The sequence below is a fragment of the Vibrio quintilis genome (assembly GCF_024529975.1).
In the GTDB taxonomy this organism is placed as follows: Bacteria; Pseudomonadota; Gammaproteobacteria; order Enterobacterales; family Vibrionaceae; genus Vibrio; species Vibrio quintilis.
Genome location: NZ_AP024897.1, coordinates 248766 through 269217, shown reverse-complemented (window position 1 = coordinate 269217; position 20452 = coordinate 248766). Strand labels below are relative to the sequence as shown.

Annotated in this window: 20 protein-coding genes; 2 read left to right on the top strand and 18 right to left on the bottom strand. The window is 43.8% G+C overall.

What is annotated here, in order from left to right:
• Positions 1 to 52: 52 nt before the first annotated feature.
• From OC443_RS01310 to OC443_RS01225, 18 genes are all read right to left on the bottom strand, one after another.
• Positions 53 to 2206, bottom strand: coding sequence for a VapA family S-layer protein (locus tag OC443_RS01310; protein ID WP_234976423.1), 2154 nt, complete (start codon positions 2204 to 2206; stop codon positions 53 to 55).
• A 154-nt stretch (positions 2207 to 2360) separates the two neighbouring features.
• Positions 2361 to 4523 carry a secretin N-terminal domain-containing protein gene (locus OC443_RS01305; protein ID WP_234976424.1) on the bottom strand — a complete coding sequence of 721 codons (2163 nt, stop codon included), beginning with the start codon at positions 4521 to 4523 and terminating at the stop codon, positions 2361 to 2363.
• A 12-nt stretch (positions 4524 to 4535) separates the two neighbouring features.
• On the bottom strand, positions 4536 to 5027 hold the full coding sequence (locus tag OC443_RS01300; protein ID WP_073584652.1) for a hypothetical protein: 492 nt from the start codon (positions 5025 to 5027) through the stop codon (positions 4536 to 4538).
• A 2-nt stretch (positions 5028 to 5029) separates the two neighbouring features.
• Entirely contained in the window at positions 5030 to 5665 is a 636-nt protein-coding gene (locus tag OC443_RS01295) for a hypothetical protein (RefSeq protein ID WP_073584654.1), read from the bottom strand.
• Positions 5665 to 6780, bottom strand: a complete 1116-nt coding sequence (locus OC443_RS01290; protein WP_073584656.1) for a hypothetical protein — start codon at positions 6778 to 6780, stop codon at positions 5665 to 5667. The genes OC443_RS01295 and OC443_RS01290 overlap by 1 nt, the downstream gene beginning before the upstream one ends.
• A gap of 15 nt (positions 6781 to 6795) precedes the next feature.
• Positions 6796 to 7773 (bottom strand): hypothetical protein, encoded by a 978-nt coding sequence (locus tag OC443_RS01285; protein WP_234976425.1) that lies wholly within the window; start codon positions 7771 to 7773, stop codon positions 6796 to 6798.
• Positions 7760 to 8464 (bottom strand): PulJ/GspJ family protein, encoded by a 705-nt coding sequence (locus OC443_RS01280; protein ID WP_234976426.1) that lies wholly within the window; start codon positions 8462 to 8464, stop codon positions 7760 to 7762. The genes OC443_RS01285 and OC443_RS01280 overlap by 14 nt, the downstream gene beginning before the upstream one ends.
• The gene (locus OC443_RS01275) at positions 8457 to 8873 is read right to left on the bottom strand and encodes a type II secretion system protein (RefSeq protein WP_159440350.1); all 417 of its coding nucleotides are present in this window, start codon (positions 8871 to 8873) and stop codon (positions 8457 to 8459) included. The genes OC443_RS01280 and OC443_RS01275 overlap by 8 nt, the downstream gene beginning before the upstream one ends.
• Entirely contained in the window at positions 8860 to 9276 is a 417-nt protein-coding gene (locus OC443_RS01270; RefSeq protein WP_083601692.1) for a pilus assembly FimT family protein, read from the bottom strand. The genes OC443_RS01275 and OC443_RS01270 overlap by 14 nt, the downstream gene beginning before the upstream one ends.
• Positions 9276 to 9707 carry a type II secretion system major pseudopilin GspG gene (gene gspG / locus OC443_RS01265; RefSeq protein WP_073584658.1) on the bottom strand — a complete coding sequence of 144 codons (432 nt, stop codon included), beginning with the start codon at positions 9705 to 9707 and terminating at the stop codon, positions 9276 to 9278. Before gspG ends, OC443_RS01270 begins: the two co-directional genes overlap by 1 nt.
• A gap of 16 nt (positions 9708 to 9723) precedes the next feature.
• On the bottom strand, positions 9724 to 10905 hold the full coding sequence (locus tag OC443_RS01260; protein WP_073584660.1) for a type II secretion system F family protein: 1182 nt from the start codon (positions 10903 to 10905) through the stop codon (positions 9724 to 9726).
• 2 nt (positions 10906 to 10907) lie between these two features.
• Positions 10908 to 12572 carry a GspE/PulE family protein gene (locus tag OC443_RS01255; RefSeq protein WP_073584662.1) on the bottom strand — a complete coding sequence of 555 codons (1665 nt, stop codon included), beginning with the start codon at positions 12570 to 12572 and terminating at the stop codon, positions 10908 to 10910.
• 27 nt (positions 12573 to 12599) lie between these two features.
• Positions 12600 to 13385: an ABC transporter permease gene (locus tag OC443_RS01250; RefSeq protein WP_073584664.1), complete on the bottom strand. Its 786-nt coding sequence runs from the start codon at positions 13383 to 13385 to the stop codon at positions 12600 to 12602.
• A gap of 51 nt (positions 13386 to 13436) precedes the next feature.
• A complete protein-coding gene (rfbC, locus tag OC443_RS01245) occupies positions 13437 to 13970 on the bottom strand; it encodes a dTDP-4-dehydrorhamnose 3,5-epimerase (protein WP_073584666.1) in 534 nt (177 codons plus the stop codon).
• Position 13971: 1 nt separating this feature from the next.
• Positions 13972 to 14850, bottom strand: coding sequence for a glucose-1-phosphate thymidylyltransferase RfbA (gene rfbA / locus OC443_RS01240; RefSeq protein ID WP_073584668.1), 879 nt, complete (start codon positions 14848 to 14850; stop codon positions 13972 to 13974).
• Entirely contained in the window at positions 14847 to 15743 is an 897-nt protein-coding gene (gene rfbD, locus OC443_RS01235) for a dTDP-4-dehydrorhamnose reductase (RefSeq protein ID WP_073584670.1), read from the bottom strand. The genes rfbA and rfbD overlap by 4 nt, the downstream gene beginning before the upstream one ends.
• Positions 15744 to 16826 (bottom strand): dTDP-glucose 4,6-dehydratase, encoded by a 1083-nt coding sequence (gene rfbB / locus OC443_RS01230; RefSeq protein ID WP_073584672.1) that lies wholly within the window; start codon positions 16824 to 16826, stop codon positions 15744 to 15746.
• Between the two features lie 122 nt (positions 16827 to 16948).
• Positions 16949 to 17908: a glycosyltransferase family 2 protein gene (locus OC443_RS01225; RefSeq protein WP_083601693.1), complete on the bottom strand. Its 960-nt coding sequence runs from the start codon at positions 17906 to 17908 to the stop codon at positions 16949 to 16951.
• Between the two features lie 298 nt (positions 17909 to 18206).
• Between OC443_RS01225 and rfaD the strand changes: the two genes are divergently transcribed.
• Positions 18207 to 19148 carry an ADP-glyceromanno-heptose 6-epimerase gene (gene rfaD / locus OC443_RS01220; protein WP_073584674.1) on the top strand — a complete coding sequence of 314 codons (942 nt, stop codon included), beginning with the start codon at positions 18207 to 18209 and terminating at the stop codon, positions 19146 to 19148.
• Between the two features lie 92 nt (positions 19149 to 19240).
• The gene (locus OC443_RS01215) at positions 19241 to 20407 is read left to right on the top strand and encodes a nucleotide sugar dehydrogenase (RefSeq protein WP_073584676.1); all 1167 of its coding nucleotides are present in this window, start codon (positions 19241 to 19243) and stop codon (positions 20405 to 20407) included.
• Positions 20408 to 20452: the final 45 nt, after the last annotated feature.

Below are 20452 nucleotides of genomic sequence, written 5' to 3'. Positions count from 1 at the left end.
CCTATGGGCTCCTTTGTCATTTATATTAACTTGTTGTCTGTAATCAGAATGATTACAGAGTGAAGTCAACAACGTTGGTGTGAACACCTTTTGTACCGTTTTGGATATCGATACCGCTGCTGTCTTTCTTCTTAACAGCCACTTCACCTTGGTTCGTTTCAACTTCAAACACCATACGTGCCTGACGACCAGGATTCACAGTGATACCCAGTTGCTCTGCGATAGTTGCAGGGTTCAGAGTTACAGCACCTTTTGATGGCAGAGTTACAGAAATAACCTGACGATCAGCCAGTACAGTGCTTTCTGCACTTTCACCAGCAGCATGTGCGTCGTATTCCCAAACTGTCACATAAATCTTACCGCCAGCTTCAGGTAAAGTGCCAGAAATATCACGAATATGAATAGTGTTCGCAGAAGTTGTACCAGTCAGGATAGTATCAAACTTCATGCCATCACGAGTGAAAACAAACAGATTGCTGATTGTATCTGAGAAATCATCAAACGTAGCCTGATCATCACCATCAATAGAAGCTGTTACACTAATTGACTGAGCTGGGATTGGAGTAGTGTTATCTGATGCTTGAACGTAGATTTTACCTAAATTCGTCCATGCAGTATTTTGAGCTGTACTCACTCCACGAGCGCTTGCATCCAGAGAAGCTACACCTTCCAAAACGTCAGATGCCAAAGTAGCCGTTGCACCAGTCTTATCAGAATTAACAGTCCAACCAGTTTCAGTTCCATCCTTCAGGATCAAATCACCATCAGCATCTACACGGAACGCTGTCATATCACCAGTTAAAGATAAGTTCACTTTATTTAACTGAAGGTTTTGGTTAGAAGTTCTGTTTTTCAGATCTAAGGTATCTGCTTCAACATCTTCATCATCAGCGACCCGGTCTGTACCTGTGTCATATGCCAGGAAACCTTCCGAAACAAGAGCTGTAGCTGTACCAGAGTCTGTCAATGTTAATTCAAACAAATCACCTAGTTTGAACAGAGCAGCTGTTGATACTGGATCAGCTGAATAAGATGCATTTTTCAGAGCGCCGATTTTCATGAATACGTTGCCTGAAGTTCCAGCTAGATTAAAGATTTGGTTTGCTTCTGGTAAATTGAAGTTAACAACTGTACCAGCACCAACTAAAGTTTCATTTGTACCAGCATACACACCAGCGATACCTTCAAGGTAATCATCGATAAGACCAGCTGTGGTCGTGTTAGTTTCTGTTCTCAGGTAAGCAACACGAGCCGTTTCATCAGCCGCACCATCATAGCCAGCTTGACCAATAACAGCTAAAGTGGCACCAGTAATAGAAGCAGGTAAAGCCGCCCACGTATCAGCAACGTTTGTGGTAGCAATCGCAGCTGTATCAACATCAGCGTCAGTTACAGCAGTAGTAGCTCCAACACGAATCATCTCATTGGTAGTGCCGGTAGTTTGTTTCAAAGCCAGACGCAAACGAGTACCATCTTCATCAATATCGTGCTCGATAGTGTATTGCTGTGTACCTGTGTTAGTAAATTTAAACACATCATTCAGATCTGCAGCAGTTGGCGTGCCACCTGTAGTCTTGATCACACCATCAGCAGCAAGAGTTGACGCAAGCAGAAGCTCAATACTGATAGACTGAGTTTGGTTAGCCGGATCAGCTAAAATTGCATCAACATCAGCACCAGCACCAGCAACCGTTAACCATTGGTTGACTTCAGATTCGTTAAATGTAGCACCGCCGGTCAATTGCAAAGTGATAAAACCGTTTTGCTTTAAATCACCATCAACACCGAAAATAGTAGCAATCTCTTCTTCAGCAGTCGAATAAGACAGAACACTAGACTTAGTCACAGTCGCTAATGTTGTTGTTGTCATATCAGTTGCAGTGTTTGTAGGCAAACCACCATAAGTCAAGCTGATATCAGCAAAAGCTGGTGTTGCTGTTACAGTAGCTACAGCTGCAGCAATTAGAGTTTTCTTTAACATGTTATTTATATCCTTGTTTTGGATCCACATTGTTTTTTTAACCAACATAAACATATATACGTCAGCCAATTTGATCAACTTCGGTGCACTATTCTTAGCACCATGCCAACTTTTTATTATTTCGGCCGCTAAACCAAAAAATAAAAAGAAAACCCAGGCATTGATTAATGATCGCGCTCCGAAGTGCGCAAGTGCTATTTTCGAGACAAAATAAGCACTTGTCAATGGACAAATTCTGCTTAATTATGAAAACATCACTTCCAAACAATGACATTGATCACACAAAATAATACTTTCACAAAATTGCCCACTTATCGAACTATGCCAATAATTCGACACATGATCTAATATTCTAGTCTAAAAAAACACCCTTGAAAGACTATTTTTCCAACATATCCGGAGACAGAGTCCAGCCTGTGATTTTACTGAAACTTTTAGTATACAGTAAAGCCTCTTCCTGACTTTTAATCACATAGGGGGTAATTAACAGGATCAACTCTGTCGAAGTTTGTGCCGTACTCTTATATGTAAATAAATTGCCTAATAGCGGAATATCACCTAAAACTGGCACTTTTTGTTCTGTATCTTCATTACGTGTTTTTATCAACCCGCCAATATAAACTGTCTCACCAGTATCGGCCAGAAAGCTGGTCTGAAGAGAACGCGTGTTAATCGGAGGACTCCCCGAAGTAGATTCTCCGGCGGTGCTGACTTCCTGGCTAATATCGAGCTGAACCAATCCACTTTCATTAATATAAGGCGTGATGTTGAGCTGGACGCCAGTACTAATGTAACTATATGTATTTGTCACAGTAGAATCACTATCGGTTCCGGAGACTGATCCGGTAATCACCTGAATCTGCTGACCAATATCAATCGAAGCCGACTCACCATCCAGAGCTAATATTTTAGGGCTGGACAGTACCTGGACCTTACCATTGGATAACAATGCGTTAAACTTAGCGGTAAAATCACCGAAAAGACCAGTAAGACTCAAATAACTCGAAGCATCGCTCGGTGTCACGCTGGTACTTCCTGTCACATCAGAACTTTTACCACCATCGGTCCAATCCAGCCCCAGACTATAGGCATCAGTTAAACTAACTTCAGCAATGGTCGCTTTCAGTAATACTTGTCTGGGACGCTTATCAACATAAGCTAACAAATCAACCAGTTGCTGATAATTCTGATAGGATCCCTGAAATATTAACGCATTGCGATCATCATCAACTACGACCTTATAATTTTTACCGACAACACTCATCGTCTCTGTTGTTGTTGTACGGCGTTGCTTCATCCCCGTATTTCCGGGGGTAATTCCCTGAACAGAAGATGTGACTGAGCGTTGATTTTGTTGCTGTGAGGATGCCAAAATATTCTGGGAGGCAACTTCAGAGGTTTTCGTACGACTACTTTTCCCATCACTAAAAATAGTTTTTACAACGCCCCAGGTATCTTTCGCTTTGGTGTTTTTCATATAATAAACATAGATACCTTTATGTTCTGCTTCGGTTTTTGGTGGTATATCCAGCCGCTTAACCCAATTTTCTGCATAATTCAGCCAGTTTTTTGAATTTGACGTCATTATCAGTTGCTCGTTGTTTAATACTTTCAAAATAACACCGTTCAACCCCCCACTGACCGAAACAGGGATAGAAGCAGCATTTAATGCGACCTGTAGCTGACTGGCAAGGCTACCAGCAGTTAAAAAACGGGGAGAAACTAAGGACATATAATCGGACACACTATTTGGTACATCCAGCTGCTTCAGCAATACACGAAATTTTTCAATATCATCAGGCACAGCAACCACCATCAAAGAACTGAGATGAGGCTGCATCAAAACCGAACCACCCCGGCCTTCTCTGAATAACTTCGTCGCCAGCGAAGAAGCCTGACTGACTCCCATATAATAAACCGGAATAATCTCTGTCACTTTTCCATAACGTAATAAAGGTTTCACAGATTCCTGCATCATCACCGGCGCAGCACTACTTGCCTTTGAAGATGGAATTACCTTAATGAGATCATCATCCTGAGCCAAAGCAACACCATTGACCTGCAATGCTTCTTCCACCAGCCCTAATAGTCGTTTAGCCGTCACAGGCTTATTCACTCTCAGGGTAATCTTTGTCTTCTTCTTTTCTAAATCAGAATCAATCAGATAACTCAGTTTTAAAACATCCCCCAAAGCCAGGTTAATGAAATGTTGAAGCGGTAAACTATCAGCATTCAAACTCACAGGTTCTTCAGGTAACTTTAACCCAGCCATCTGTTCATGCTGAGTCCCTATCTGTAATACAGGCGCTTTTTTTATATCCCTGATTTTAAACTCAGCATAATCGCCATTTTTAAGGTTGCCTTCATCATTTTTGGTCTTGTGGCTATCAAATGCCAGATTATCAGGCGTACTCTCACTGGATAGTTTCGCCGGAGCCGGAGTTACATCTTTGGGAAGCGGCTGAAAATTCGCGCAACCAAACATAACACTAGCCCCAAATATTACGGTAGCACGTAAGATATGGCGTTGATGTTTCATCATAACTCTGCTCATTTAATCTTTAGTTCCTGTCGTTCCTGATTGTTTAACCGGGTTAAAAGTTGGGAAAAGCTGCCAGTGACGAATATCACCATTATCACTCTGAGTCGTCACTAAATTATCTTTAATCTGTGTCACCTTGCCTGTATGAGGCAAGTTTTCGCCAACGCCGAGAATGACTCTCTTATCATTACTAATAAATACAGCTTTCATTTGATTGCCTTCACGCACAATACTCCCTAACTGATAATCATCCGACTCCTCTTTTTTCTCTTTCGTTTCCTGCTCATCAGATGAAATGGCAATGACCCGATCCAAAGAAAAAATATTCCCGGAAGGCGCTATCGCTGGCGGAGTTCCAGATTCTCTGACTGGAGAGAGCTGAATTACTTTATCGTTACCATCGACATAAGACAATGACAGATAAGTAAATACAAGATGTAATAACAGCACTCCGGCAAAGGAAATCATTAACTTTGGATGAGGAATTAAAGGTCTCTGATTCATAGTCACTTACGTCTTTTTATATCTTTCATCGGGAGTAAACGATAACTGTTGAGTGTCATTGATATTTCGTAATCAGGAGCATTTTCACTGTTCTTACGCCCCCGACGCCTTTCTGTCGATTTTTTGATCTGAACAGATACCGGAACCATCAGAGTCTTCGCATGAGCTAAGTCATAAAGCATTGCCAGAATATCATCGGTTTTCCCCAGTAAACGCCAGCGCGACTCAACTTTTTCACCCAGATAAGGAATGACATCAGGTTCACCAAACAGACGCCCTTTCAGCTTTAGACCATGTGGCTTATAAACATCTTCAAAACGGTCAACCTGAGCTGAAATTGCCCGGCTTTGAGTTCTTTCTTTGAGTAATTCAGCTTTTGCAACAGCAAGTTGTTTGTTTAAGTGATTCGTTTCAGTCCGGATATTTTCCCGGCTGTTTTCTAATACCTGTAATCTGGACAGGCGTACATATTGCTGATCGATTCGGGATTTAACCTCAGCCCGCCATTCATAATATGGTCCGACACCAACCCACCATAAGAAAATCAACACACACACTAATCCCCCCCATTGAACAAGTGGGCTGGATAACTCTTCTTTCCACTGACCATCTCTCAGGGATTGTAAAAAATCGTCCATTACTTCAACTCCCTGAGTGACACTTCTGCTCTGAATTTCTGCCGCTCATTTCCGGTCGGAACAACCTCCCCCAGTAAACGTGCTTCTTTCACAAATGAGATATTCGATAATGATTCCAAGACGCCGGTAGAATTCTGTACCGTTCCTTCAAGCAGTATGCTTTTCTGATCATAAGTCAATTTGGTAATCATGACATCTTTTGCCAGTTTTGTTGTCAACTCTTCTAATAGTATGGCGATAAACTGCTGTTTCTCTTTGGCCAGCATCGCCTGCTCGACAAATCGCTTGTTATCTTCATAGCGGGAACGTTGATTCTGGATACTTAATGTTGTCTGCTGCTTCTGAGACACAAGCTCAGAAAAGTGGCTCTGTTCATACTTCAACAATGAGGCATCAGCGACTAAATACACACAAAAGAGACACAGCGCCCAGAGCATTGTTCGCCAGTAAATCCATGGATTATCAAACTCTAACTGTGCAGAACATTTCGCCTTGGTCATCACTTTAGATTTGACATGATGATGAAGCGGTTTCACCGGATATCCATCTAACAATGAAACATCTTCAAGATTCGAGTAAAGCGACATGCTTTCCTGTTCGTCATCTAAAAGCTGTTTGATGACCCGGGCATGAATCGGAGAATTCATCGGATACAAATGCTCAACAACAGAAACATTTTTCCAGGTAATGGCCCACGCCTGAGCGGAGCTGTCATTGACAGCTTCGGAATAATACAGAATACCCTGGGAGGCTCTGGTTCTGCCCAAAAAGTAAGCAAGTGCAGGAAGTTTATGTGTAACCGGACAACCAAACTGAATCTGGTCATCATCCCATACCCAGGTAATCACCTGCCAGTTTTCATCAACTTTATTCACCAGAAAAAAACAGTGAGGGTTATTCCAGCTTGTCAGCTGTGAGATTTCGTTCTCAACACATTGTTCCAGATCTTTTTGTGGGATCAGTTCAATATTGTAATAAAAGATTTTAAACAGACACCGGGACTGAGGGATAAGTCCGACAACTTTATCCCAGCGAGAAACTCTGCCTTCTGGTTCTGTTCCCTGAAGGCTTCCTTCTGGCCATATACACCATTGCCGCTGGATTTTATGAATCACTATGACACCTGTTTATTACTTTAATTGAGAGAAGTATCTGAAATTGTCCGGAAAATACCATATTAACCTTGGTGTTGGAAGCATACGCGGCAGCACCCGGTAAATTCCGCGAGCCTGAATTCCCTGATATTGAAAACGAATGGTATAAAAGCTACTGGGAACACTATCCGCCGACCCTGTTGAAATATTATTACTGGCTAAAAAGCGGCGTACGCCGGTCCAGTTTCCTCTTTTTTTCATCCGTCTTAATACATCCAGATTATAAGGCGTGACATGATAGACCCTTGATAATATCGCATCCGGTACTGAAGAAAAATTAATCCCATCTGACTCTGCAGCCCGGACACTCAATAAATCCCGAAGTCCAAATTTTGGCCATTCAGATGACTCTTTTTCATCACTATCCGGATTTTCTTCTTCTGCCAGATTTCTTTTGCCATTATAAATTTGGCTGGTAATCCCCGGAATAAGCATCAACTCATCAAGACTTCTGAAAGGTGAATTACGGGGCAAAGCCTGCCCTTCAGAACCCTGAAATAAAAACGGCGCATCTTTTACCGGCAACTGCCAGTCGATTACAGACTGGGCAATTCGGATTGAATCCGGACCATCAATATAGCTACGAATTAACTCAGTTAGCGCACTTTTATCAATAAAGCTCAAACTGACTAATCCAGCATGATCCTGAATAGACACCCAAACATTATTCGAGAGTTTTGTATTGCTTGAATCAGTCAGGAGTAATGTCTCTCCAAGCTGATAGCCTCCGGGAAGCTGATCGCCGACCATCATAGCAAACAGTACCCGTTGCTCAGCATTATTGATCGCCAGGCGAGCCTGCCACTGCTTATTCAAGCGAAGCGTTTTATCGGCCTGTTCCTGTCCCCGGGATAACAGAGATCCTACCAGCACAGTTAAAACAGCCAGTATAATGAGTGTCAGCGGTAAAATGGCCCCGGACTGTTTTATATTTCCGGACTTAATTAACAACAATCTGAGACTCCTGAATTAACGCTAAAGGCTTCACCGGTAGCTCAAAATACCAGACATACTGATGGTTCTTTATCTTGAAATTCATCTGAACATATTGTGGTAAGGCCTGTTCAAAATTAGCATCATATTCATCATCCCAATAGCCCTCCGGGCGCGGTGTGAACCTGTTGTAGGTAATCTCCATTGGCGTTGCCTCCGTCCGCGCAGCCAGAAAATATTTCCACGACAAGCTTTGGATATCCTCTAATAAAACCAGTGATGCCCCATCACTCAGATCGGCTTCGGGATTTAGATAAGGGTCACTATAAGGCTTCTGAGTAAAAGTAAGCTCAAACAGCCCGTTATCCTGCGGGAGCAGCTCCAGCCTGACAGTTGCATAAGTTCCCGGCCCGGAAATAATCGGAGCATCGGAAATAAAAGACAGGCTTTGTTCATTTCCGTTAAAATAGGGCGCTTCCATTCCATAAGTAATCCGAAAGGTTGCTGTATTAGCCTGAGCAAATAACTGCCGGAGCCAGGATTGCCGCTTCATCATATAATCAGCCTGATCCAATTGCCGGGCCCCTTGTTCCCACTGAACTTGCCCCTGATGCAGCCCGGAGATGACGATCGACAGTACAGCAGAAAAAATAGCCAGCGACACCAGCATTTCAACTAAAGTAAAGCCAGATAGTGTGCGCTTCCTACCCACGCAATGTCTCCTGCACGCCCATCTTTTCAAATTCAAATGAGAAATCTTTTCCCCCGAGATGGTATGACACACTAAACCGATACATCTGTGCATACTCTTCGATTTGCTCACCCGCAGTTTTCATCTGGAGTAACGGGCTGATTGGGCGAGCCTGCCATTTAAAATAGACATCGCCTAAACTTCCCTGACCACTTTGCTTTTTTGCCGGATTAATCTGACTCAGTTTGGTAAAAAGAGAGCGCTCTGTCATGATCTTCAGCTGACTCTGATGAATTTTTTCACCCACGATAATATTTTGCTGAAAGCTGGGAAAAATCACAGCAAAACCAGCTGATAAAATGGCTAACGCAATTAATACCTCGATTAAAGTGAACCCTCTGAGTCGCTTTAAATGATTAGTAACGGGCAAAATGCACACTCCCGTCAGGCATCGATATTGTGATTTTCCATCTGATTTTTTCCGGAAGAACCAGTAAATGCACTTCACCATGCTGAGTAAAACCATCAGCCCGGATAACAAACTGGTCATCCGGGTGGTTTGGCAGAATTTCCAGCTGAGTCTTTTGAGCCAGCAGCTGCCATTGTTCTTGTTGACTATCAAACAGGAAACTCTCACCAGCCTGATTATATTTGAGGGCTTCTGAACGAACTTCAGACCAGAATGCTTCAAGCTTTTTCTTCTGCTTGAGCTGAGAATAACTCCCCCAAAGTCTTGGTACGACAACAGCACTCATTAACGCAATCAAAGCAATCACAATGATTAATTCGATAAGAGTAAAACCTGATGGCTTTCCCAACCGATGGTGATTCATTACTTCACACCAACATCCTGATCTTCTCCGTCACCGCCTTCTTTGTCATCCCGGCCATAAGAGTACAGAGAAAATTCATAATCAGGGTTTAACTTATAGTGATAAGCATGATTCCACGGATCTAACGGGATGTCTTTTGCCAGATACGGGCCATTCCACATCGAAGAACTCTCATCATCCGGCGCTTCCATCAGCGCTTTCAGACCCTGTTCTGTGGTTGGATAGTTCCCCATATCGAGACGATAAGTTTTTAAAGCAGAAGTCAGCAGCTCAATCTGGGCATTGGCAATTTTTGTCTTTGACGACCCAACCTGCTTAAACAGTTTCGGCCCGACCAGTCCGGCCAGCAAAGAGATCAGAACAAGAACAACAAGCAGTTCGATTAAAGTAAAACCATCCTGTCTGGATTGTGTGGTTTGTGTTGTTTTCATTACTATCCTCAAATCGTTAAAAATTAATATCATTCACCGAGATAATGCCGGAAATCAGGATGATCATGATACTGCCGACGATCCCTCCCATCACAACAATCACCAACGGCTCTAAAATCGATAAAAAACGTTTTAAGCCTTTCGACAAACGTCTTTCATATAAATTGTTAATTTCCCGGAAACAAGGGACCAAAGATGCACCCGCCTCCCCGGTTTTAATCAAACGACGAACCATCGACGGAAATAAATCAAACTCTCCCAGAGAATCGGCCAGTCCTTTCCCTTCCCTGACCCCGGTCACGACGTAGCCCAAACGCTTTCTCAGCACTTCATCAGAAATCCCGTTACGGGTAATTTCCACAGATTCAACCAGCTCAACACCGGATTCAAGCAAGCGCTGCATACTGCTTGAGAACTGCACAATATTCCATGCATCAACTAATTCTCTGAACATCGGGATTTTGGTCAGCAGCTGAATCAGCGACTGCAATAAAGAGCCATAACGAAAGCCGTAATACAGACCACCGCCTAAGGCGGCCAGTCCGATAGAAATCACCGTAATATTGTCATTCAAAAACCGGGAAACAGACAGCAGATTGCCCAGCATGCCGGCATCTCTGGCATCCTGAACCATGGTCTCAAAGTTAGGAATGACGTACATAAACATAAAGAAGAGCACAACGACACAGACAATGAGCAGAAAAGCCGGATAAGTCAGTGCTGATTTGACTTCACTCACCAGTTGCTCTTCGCGTTCAATCCGCTCTGAAATACTGAATAAAGCTTCTCCGAGCTTACCACTGGCTTCTCCCAGCTTGAGCATTGAAGCCGCATAAAACGGGAAGACTTCCGGCTGTGCGGCAATCGCATCAGAAAGGCTGGAACCACTCTCAACATCATAATGCAAACGTTTCAGGGCAACCCGTAATACGTCGTCCTCAGTACTCTCATACAGAGACGCCATACACTGATCGAGCGCCATGCCACTTTCTCTCAGCGTTGCCAGTTCACGTAATGTCGTGATCAATGCTTCACGGCTGACTTTTTTATTGGATTTGGCTTTGAAAGGCGTCAGCATCACCACCTGCCGCTGCTGTTCCGCCAGCATACGGCGCGCCTGTTGTTCACTGTCAGCACTGATCCAGCCGTCTGTCAGCGAGCCATCCTTGCGTCGTGCAACAAACTTAAATTGTTTCATGACTAGCCTACCACTCTCAGCACTTCATCCAGTGTCGTTTCGCCCAGAGCGGCCCGCAGTAATGCATCTTGCTTAAGCGTCCGCATTTTCTGTTTTTCAACCACGCCCTGTAAATCTTCCATCTCCAGCTCGGCAGTCTCTTCAGCCGACCAGCCTAACAGCTCGAAAATAGCCAGACGACCATGATATCCGGTCTCATTACAGTGCTCACAACCATTCGCCTGATACCAGACCGGAGAATTTTCGAGTAAACCGCCCCACTTCTCATTCACCTCAGCAAATCCAAGATGAGCCGCCTTTTGTTCTCCGGAAAAATCAGGTGTCCGGCAATGCGGACATAAGCGCCGAACCAGACGCTGCGCCATAACGCCGACCACAGTGGACTTGATCAGATAATCCGGAATACCGATATCTTTTAAACGAATGAAACTGCTTGGCGCATCATTGGTGTGCAAGGTGGATAAAACAAAGTGACCCGTCAAAGAAGACTGGATCGCAATTTGTGCAGTTTCTTTATCCCGCATCTCACCAATCAGCATAATATCCGGATCCTGACGAAGCGCAGAACGCAGAACGCTGGCAAAAGTCAGCCCGATTTCACTGTTAACCTGAATCTGGGTCAACCCTTTCATCTGGTACTCAACCGGGTCTTCAACGGTGATGATTTTGGTCTGCTCATCATTCAGCTGACCTAAGAGCGTATACAGAGAAGTCGTTTTACCGCTCCCTGTCGGACCGGTAATCAAAAAGATCCCCGTTTTCTTATGCATAATCTCCTGGATGATGGCTTTTTGATCCGGCAGCATATCCAGTTCTTTCACTTGCTGGGAGGTATGATGCTGTTCATTCGCCAGCAAACGCAGCACTGCATTTTCCCCATAAACTGTGGGTGTGGTTGCAACCCGGATATCGACCTGTAACCCGGATAAACGCACCCGGATCCGGCCATCCTGCGGCAGACGTTTCTCAGAAATATCCAGCCCGGCCATCAGTTTGATTCTTGAAAGAATTGCTGCATGTTGCGCCATCCCCGGCTGGTCAACCGTCCGGAGTACACCATCCACCCGGTACCGCACCAGAAACTGTTGTTTATTCACCTCAAAGTGAATATCCGACGCATTCTCTTTAATCGCCCGCTGAATACATTCGTTAACAAATTTAACCACCGGCGCTGAACTGCTTTCCTGACTGTTCAGGGTTGCACTTTGCGCCTGTTGTTCATCCACATTACTGAGCAGTTGTCTCAGTTCGTAGTTTGAACTCAGTACCGGTATGACCTGAAGGTGATGCTCTCTTAAGATGGTTTCGAAAATAAAATCGTCCCAAATATCTGCCTGAGCGACATAGATTTCATTTTTATCATTCTGATAAAGGGGATATGCCTGCTGCCTTTGCCACCACTCAGCCGGGAACATATCCAGTGCCAGTTCATTCGAAGGCAAATCACCATCACAATACTGCTCAATCACATCGGCAAGCACCGGTATTTCCAGTTGTTCTGATAATGCCAGCAGAACATCCTGCTCAGAACACAAACCATGGGAAACACATAGTTCGCCAAATCTGGCTCGTTCCCCGATACTGGCATTTTCCTGTAACAATAATATTTGATCGATATCTTCATCGGTGATCAGAAGTTTTTGTTTAAGAAGCTCACCTAATCGCATATATCCCCGCCAGCTGTTTCAATCGATCTATAAGACATCTGCAAAACCAGGTCTTAAACGACAGAACAGTTTGTAACTAAAAACACACCCCAGCACGCTTACAACAAATAACCAAAACAGATGTTTAAAGTCGGGGGCATATCCATATAAAATATCCCGAATCGAATCCGCAACAGGACTGATCGGATTCAGATAAATAATTTTCACCAGCATATCTGGCGCAGAATGAACCGAGAAGAATACTGTACTGGTAAATAATAATACAGTAATTAATACCGGCATCATCTGAGAAATATCACGAAGAAAGACACCCAGAGCTGCCACCAGGTAGGAGATAGCAGTCAGTGTCACCACGTAAACTGCGATAATCAGAGGAAGGTAAATCAACCCTTGAAACTGATGAATATATCCCTGAGCTAAACCGTAAACGAAAGCCATGCAAAGACCGAGTAAATAATTCACACCCGCACTGGCAATCGTTACCAGCGGCAACATTTTAACCGGAAAGCGAACTTTTTTAATCAGATTGGTATTATTGCGAATGACATTGCTTGATGCAGTCAGTACCTCAGCCATATAGCCATGCGTCAAAATACCAATAAATAACATTAATCCATAATCAGCCTGAGCCTGATCGGCCATATGCCATTTTGCTTTAAATACAGCCAAAAACACCGTCGCATAGATCGCCAGCATCAAAAGCGGCGTGACCAGATTCCACAAAAAACCAAGCAAAGTTCCCTGATACTTTGCCTGAATTTCTCTGCGAACCATCGATTTAAATAAAGAAAAATACTGAGCGGAAATCAACATATCTATTCCTGCATGCTGTCATACAGAACGTATGACAGATGCTTAAGTGACTTAAATCGATGAGAAAGCACAACCTTTCTTATCTTTTTCAGAAAGTTGAGGCTCGCCTGTGATTTGCCAGTCAACATTCAAGTCAGGATCATTCCACGCAATACAGCGCTCAGACTCCGGATGATAATAATCTGTGGTTTTGTAAAGAAACTCAGCCACATCAGACAGCACACTGAATCCGTGAGCCAGACCCGCAGGAACCCACAGTTGCCGTTTATTTTCCGCACTTAAGTTGACGGTAACCACTTTGCCAAACGTCGGAGAATCTTTCCGGATATCAACGGCAACATCAACCACTTCACCCAAAACGCAACGGACTAACTTCCCCTGAGCGTGCTCAGCCTGATAATGTAGTCCTCTGACCACATTTCTGATTGAACGGGAATGATTGTCCTGGACAAATTCGACTGTCTGGCCAATCGCCTGTTCAAATTTCTGATGATTGAAACTCTCAAAGAAAAAACCCCGATCATCGCCGAAAACCTGAGGTTCGATGATGAATACATCTTCAATTTCAGTTGGAATTGCTTTCATTTTAATCGTCTCTCTCAGTGATTCTCATCAGGTACTGACCATACGCATTTTTTGCCAAAGTCCGGGCACACTCAAGGACTTTCTCTTTACTGATAAAACCTTTTCTGTAAGCAATTTCTTCAGGACAGGCAACTTTCAGTCCCTGACGCTGTTCAATCGTCTGAATAAAGTTACTGGCCCCAATTAAACTTTCATGCGTTCCGGTATCAAACCACGCAAATCCACGCCCCATTTTTGCAACGGAAAGGGTGTTTTGTTCAAGATAAATCCGGTTCAGATCTGTAATTTCGAATTCACCTCTGGCTGAAGGCTTCAGGCTTTTCGCGATTTCAACCGCTTGATGATCATAAAAATAAAGCCCGGTCACCGCAAAATTACTCTTCGGTTGCGCTGGTTTTTCTTCTAATGAAACGGCACGCCCTTCCGGGTCAAATTCAACCACACCATAACGTTCAGGATCCGTCACATGATAAGCAAAGACAGTTGCACCATCTTTCTGAGCAGCCGCGGTTTCAAGCTGCTTCTGCAAATCATGACCATAGAAAATATTATCGCCCAGAATCAAAGCACTCGGAGCGCCATTCAGAAATTCTTCCGCAATAATAAATGCCTGAGCCAAGCCTTCAGGTTTTTCCTGAACCGCATACTGAAGGGAAATCCCCCACTGGCTACCGTCCCCTAACAATTGTTCAAAACGAGGTGTGTCCTGAGGTGTGCTGATAATCAATATTTCACGGATATCAGCCAACATCAGCGTTGTCAGCGGATAATAAATCATTGGCTTGTCGTAAATAGGTAACAGTTGCTTACTGACTGCCATTGTCACAGGATAAAGCCGGGTACCTGAACCACCCGCTAAAATAATCCCCTTTCTGTTCATGATGTTGATCCTAATGTTTCTGCAAGCATCCGACTTACACCTAACCGCCAGTCAGGTAAATTCAGATGAAATGTTTGTTCAAAATGTCGGGTATTTAACCGCGAATTCCCGGGACGGGGAGCTGGCACAGGAAATTCAGACGTCGCTACAGGCTTCACTTCTTTCACCGCCAGCTCAACACCGGATTCCCGCGCGACTTCAAAGACATATTTAGCATACTCAAACCAGGTTGTTTCACCTTTCGCGACTAAATGATAAAGCCCGTAGCAATCCGGGTTGTCAAAACTATGTCTGATAGCCAGCGTTGTACAATCGGCAAGGAGTTCCGCACTGGTTGGTGCACCATGCTGATCAGCCACAACAGATAAAACTTCCCGTTCCTGCGCTAATTTCAGCATGGTCCCGGCAAAATTTTTGCCTCTGGAAGCAAAGACCCAACTGGTTCTGAAAATCAGATGTTTGGGGCAATGCTGACGAATCAGTTCTTCACCCTGTAGTTTCGTCTGTCCATACACATTCAAAGGCGCAACGGCATCGGTTTCCTGCCTCGGTGTTTCGCCTGAGCCATCAAAAACATAATCCGTTGAATAATGAACCAGTAAAGCATTCACCTGATGAGCCGCTTTTGCAATCACACCAACCGTATCCGCATTCACCATCATTGCAGTCTGTTGATCAGACTCCGCCTGATCAACTGCCGTATAAGCCGCGGCGTTAACGATAACATCCGGCTTGATATCCAGAATCGTCTGCTCAATACCTGCCGGGTTCAAGAAATCACCACAATAATCCGGACTGTCAGAATCCAACGCAATCACTTCACCAAAATAACTCAGAGCTCGTTGTAGTTCCCAACCCACCTGGCCGTTTTTTCCGAATAGCAGAATCGTCATCTACTTCTCTCCGTACTGTTGGTGAATCCAGTCCTGATAATCACCACTTTGAATGTGTTCAACCCAGTCCATATTATCCAGATACCACTGAACAGTCTTCATAATACCGGATTCAAAAGACTCGACCGGTTTCCACCCCAGTTCTCTGGCAATTTTCCCTGAATCAATCGCGTAACGACGGTCATGTCCCGGACGATCATCAACAAAGCGGATTTGTTCACGATAGGAAGTTTCTTTGGGAACGAACTTATCCAGAATGTCACAAATGGTATGCACCACTTCGATATTCTGTTTTTCATTATGACCACCGATGTTATAGGTTTCATCGATTTCGCCCTGAGTCGCAACCAATACCAAAGCTCTGGCATGGTCTTCAACAAACAGCCAGTCCCGGATTTGGTCACCACTTCCGTAAACAGGCAGAGGTTTGCCATCAAGTGCATTGAGAATCACAAGCGGAATCAGTTTTTCAGGGAAATGATAAGGACCATAATTATTCGAACAGTTGGTCACAATCGTTGGTAAACCATAAGTCCGGTGCCATGCTCTGACTAAATGATCACTCGATGCTTTGGAAGCAGAGTAAGGGCTGCTTGGCTTGTAAGCGGTTGTTTCTTCGAAAAGCGGTAAAGGGGAACCGGAAGCAGAATCATTCGGATGCGGTAAATCGCCATAGACTTCATCAGTCGAGATATGATGAAAACGGAATTGTTGCTGTTCTTTCTCAGACAGTGATGACCAGTAGTTTCTGACAGCTTCCAGTAACGTATAGGTGCCAACAATGTTTGTCTGAATAAATGCTGACGGTCCGTCAATTGAACGGTCCACATGACTTTCAGCAGCCAGATGCATGACGATTTGGGGCTGGAATGACTCCAGAGTCTGCTTCATGGCAGCAGCGTCACAAATATCAGCGTGAACAAAGCAATATCGCTCTGAGTCCTGAATTTCTTTCAAAGATTCCAGATTGCCGGCATAAGTCAGTTTATCCAGATTCAGTACTTCATGCTCTGTATCTTTGATCAAATGCCGAATAACTGCAGAGCCGATAAAGCCTGCACCACCAGTGACTAAAATTCGCACAATACACCTTTTCTTTTTTCTGACGACACAAACCTGCAACTGCAGGTCTGCCCTTTAAGGCCGTACATCTTAACGATTTATCCCAGCAAAAGAAAGCGGTGTGCAAAACGACACCCTGGACATTATCTATGCTTAAAACACAGCAGATAATCACAAAATGCAGCATAAATTAACGCCAGATTACGACATATGCCCTGCAGGTAAATCCCTGAAGAAAAACACCGGTATACGCCGGTTAAGCCTTGCTTCTCCCCCAGTGAACAAACCGCCTTTAAATCTGATTGATACTCCGGGGTCAGGTACGCTTGATAAGTTTTCAGGAAAGATTCTGCCTGCGCTGCAGCTAAGCTTCTGAATTTCACAAACCGCTTGATTCCCTGACCGGAAACCAAAGCGCGGATATAAGTCGCCAACGATCTTTTCTGTGCCCCAAGCACATTACGCTCATGCTGGCGATAGAACAGAGTGGCCCTGGAGTCAAAATACATCTGCCCCTGAGTTCTTGCAATTAAAGCCATCCACCAGTCATGCATGGCAATGTCTTCAGGTATACCCTTGATAAAAAGGCGCTCAAGTAAACATTTATTGACAGCCATCGAACAGCCCACAACAAAGTTTTGGATAAAGAGGGTCTTTTTCTGCATTGCATCCGCCGCATCCAGTCCCTGATATGACATAAAAGAGTCATGCAATTTCTGCATACGGGAATCTACAACACATAAATCAGAATGGTATAGCTGTGGTATTGAGGAGTCTTGCTGTTCAAAATACGTAACAGCCCAGGCGATTTTCTCTTTCATCCAGATATCATCCTGATCACTAAACAGATAGATATCCGCATCAACATCCTTTGCTGCGAGCAGAAAAGAGTGGATACAACCCACGTTTTCTCCGCAGAAAACTGTCACTCTGGCATCTTTTTCTTCGTAGTCTTGCAGAATTTTCCGGGTCTGATCCTGCGACCCGTCATCGCGAATATAGAGCTTAAAATTTTGATATGACTGAGTAAGAATTGAATCAATTTGTTCTCGTAAATAAGTTTCACCATTATATGCCGACAAAATAACGGCCACATTCATCATCAATTCATACCTCCGGATTTGGGGATTACGGGTCGATAAACCGCGTCCCAATTTATAGAAATAATTGTCTGAACTCAACGCAGATAAGCCAATATACCCAAACAACCTGAAGATGCAGGTTGTTTGGGTATATATTGTCAACGTAAACGCGACATCTGCAAATCAACACCTTACATCAGAAGTCAACAAATCCAACTGAGTACTGTCTCTCCAGGTCGTTGGGTATATCTGCAATTACAACCAGATACAGATTCGTTATACTAGATAACAGTACTTACATTCGATGAAGGATAGGAACATGATCATTGTAACGGGTGGTGCAGGCATGATTGGCAGCAATATTGTCAAGGCACTGAATAACCGGGGGATTGACGATATTTTGGTTGTAGATCACCTGAAAGATGGAAAGAAATTTAAAAATCTGGTTGATTTAAATATTGCCGATTACATGGATCGTGATGACTTTCTGACCCAAATCATGGCCGGTGATGACTTCGGACCCATTGAAGCAGTTTTTCATGAAGGTGCATGTTCCGCGACCACAGAGTGGGACGGCAAATATATGATGCTCAACAATTATGAGTATTCAAAAGAGCTTCTTCATTATTGCCTGGACCGGGAAATCCCGTTTCTGTACGCCTCCTCTGCGGCAACTTACGGTGAAACAAAAACATTCATTGAATCACCGGAATATGAAGGTGCACTCAACGTTTACGGCTATTCAAAACAACTCTTCGACACTTATGTCCGCCGGTTGTGGCAGGATGCAGAAACGCATGGTGAGAAACTCTCTCAGATTACCGGGTTCAGATATTTCAATGTTTACGGTCCCAGAGAGAATCATAAAGGCTCAATGGCATCCGTTGCATTCCATCTGAATAACCAGATGAATGCAGGTGAAAACCCTAAATTATTTGAAGGCAGTGAACACTTTATCCGCGATTTTATCTATGTCGGTGACGTCTGTGAAGTGAACCTTTGGTTCCTTGAGCATGGCGTATCAGGCATTTTTAACTGTGGTACAGGCCGGGCAGAATCATTTGAAGAAGTTGCGAAAGCTGTGATTCAATATCACGGACAGGGACAGATCGAAACCATTCCATTCCCTGAACATCTGAAAGGCGCGTACCAGGAATTCACTCAGGCTGACTTAACCAAACTGCGTCAGGCTGGCTGTGATATTCAGTTCAAAACCGTCGCCGAAGGCGTCGCAGAATATTTACAAATCATTAATCAGTAGTTCATATTTCGCTCATAACCTGATCTCATGATGTCCGTGATAGTTACGGGCATCTTTGCTTGTTAACCAGCAAAGAGATGAGGTTATATTCCATGAAAATTGCCGTTGTCGGAACCGGCTATGTCGGTTTATCAAATGCCATTTTACTGGCTCAGAATCATCAGGTTATCGCACTGGATATTATTGAGGAAAAAGTATCTCTGTTAAATAACAAACAATCTCCGGTAGCTGATAAAGACATCGAGTCCTACCTGCAAACCCGGGAACTCGATTTCAAAGCAACGCTCAATCCTGCTGAAGCTTATGATAATGCTGACTTTATCATTATTGCGACACCGACGGATTATGACCCGCAAACCAACTATTTTAATACTTCATCTGTCGAATCCGTGATTCAGGATGTCATTGAATACAATCCGCTGGCGACAATCATTATTAAATCAACGATTCCGGTAGGTTTTACGCAAAGAATCAAACACCAGACAGGCCATAATAATCTGATCTTTTCTCCGGAATTTCTGCGCGAAGGCAAGGCACTTTATGACAATTTGCACCCATCAAGAATTATCGTTGGAGAAGACAGCGAAAAAGCCCGAAAATTTGCCGGATTAATGTCTGAAGGTGCCATAAAAACAGACATCCCCATTCTTTTCACAGATTCGACTGAAGCCGAAGCAATTAAGCTGTTTTCCAATACTTACTTAGCGATGCGCATTGCTTATTTTAACGAATTAGACAGTTATGCAGAAACCCATCATCTGGACACCCGGCAAATCATCGAAGGCGTTTGCTCAGATCCCAGAATCGGCCATCATTACAATAATCCGTCATTCGGTTATGGCGGCTACTGTTTACCTAAAGATACCAAACAGTTACTTGCGAACTATCAAAGCGTTCCGAATAATCTGATCAGAGCGATTGTTGAAGCGAATCAGACCCGAAAAAACTTTGTCGCTGAAAGCATTATGCAGCGTGAGCCGAAAGTCGTGGGAATCTATCGTCTGATCATGAAATCCGGCTCAGATAACTTCAGAGAATCTTCGGTGCAAGGCATCATGAGACGCCTGCATGCAAAAGGTGTTGAAGTCATTATTTATGAACCATTATTATCCGATACACACTTTTATCATTCAAAAGTCAGCACTGATCTGGATGAATTCAAAGCGTTATCCGACATCATCATATCCAATCGCATGGCCGGTGTTTTAGAAGATGTTGCCGATAAAGTTTATACCAGAGATCTGTTTGGCTCAGATTAAGCTCATTTTCTTCTCAGCAGAAATTCTGGCATAATCACTTTTTTC

What these genes read in the sequence shown, in the direction of transcription:
- OC443_RS01260 (WP_073584660.1), bottom strand. Translation starts at nt 10,905, where the DNA reads ATGAAACAATTTAAGTTTGTTGCACGACGCAAGGATGGCTCGCTGACA.
- OC443_RS01295 (WP_073584654.1), bottom strand. Translation starts at nt 5,665, where the DNA reads ATGGACGATTTTTTACAATCCCTGAGAGATGGTCAGTGGAAAGAAGAG.
- OC443_RS01270 (WP_083601692.1), bottom strand. Translation starts at nt 9,276, where the DNA reads ATGAATCACCATCGGTTGGGAAAGCCATCAGGTTTTACTCTTATCGAA.
- rfbA (WP_073584668.1), bottom strand. Translation starts at nt 14,850, where the DNA reads ATGAACAGAAAGGGGATTATTTTAGCGGGTGGTTCAGGTACCCGGCTT.
- OC443_RS01255 (WP_073584662.1), bottom strand. Translation starts at nt 12,572, where the DNA reads ATGCGATTAGGTGAGCTTCTTAAACAAAAACTTCTGATCACCGATGAA.
- rfaD (WP_073584674.1), top strand. Translation starts at nt 18,207, where the DNA reads ATGATCATTGTAACGGGTGGTGCAGGCATGATTGGCAGCAATATTGTC.
- rfbC (WP_073584666.1), bottom strand. Translation starts at nt 13,970, where the DNA reads ATGAAAGCAATTCCAACTGAAATTGAAGATGTATTCATCATCGAACCT.
- OC443_RS01250 (WP_073584664.1), bottom strand. Translation starts at nt 13,385, where the DNA reads ATGTTGATTTCCGCTCAGTATTTTTCTTTATTTAAATCGATGGTTCGC.
- rfbD (WP_073584670.1), bottom strand. Translation starts at nt 15,743, where the DNA reads ATGACGATTCTGCTATTCGGAAAAAACGGCCAGGTGGGTTGGGAACTA.
- OC443_RS01305 (WP_234976424.1), bottom strand. Translation starts at nt 4,523, where the DNA reads ATGATGAAACATCAACGCCATATCTTACGTGCTACCGTAATATTTGGG.
- OC443_RS01300 (WP_073584652.1), bottom strand. Translation starts at nt 5,027, where the DNA reads ATGAATCAGAGACCTTTAATTCCTCATCCAAAGTTAATGATTTCCTTT.
- OC443_RS01225 (WP_083601693.1), bottom strand. Translation starts at nt 17,908, where the DNA reads ATGATGAATGTGGCCGTTATTTTGTCGGCATATAATGGTGAAACTTAT.
- gspG (WP_073584658.1), bottom strand. Translation starts at nt 9,707, where the DNA reads ATGAAAACAACACAAACCACACAATCCAGACAGGATGGTTTTACTTTA.
- OC443_RS01215 (WP_073584676.1), top strand. Translation starts at nt 19,241, where the DNA reads ATGAAAATTGCCGTTGTCGGAACCGGCTATGTCGGTTTATCAAATGCC.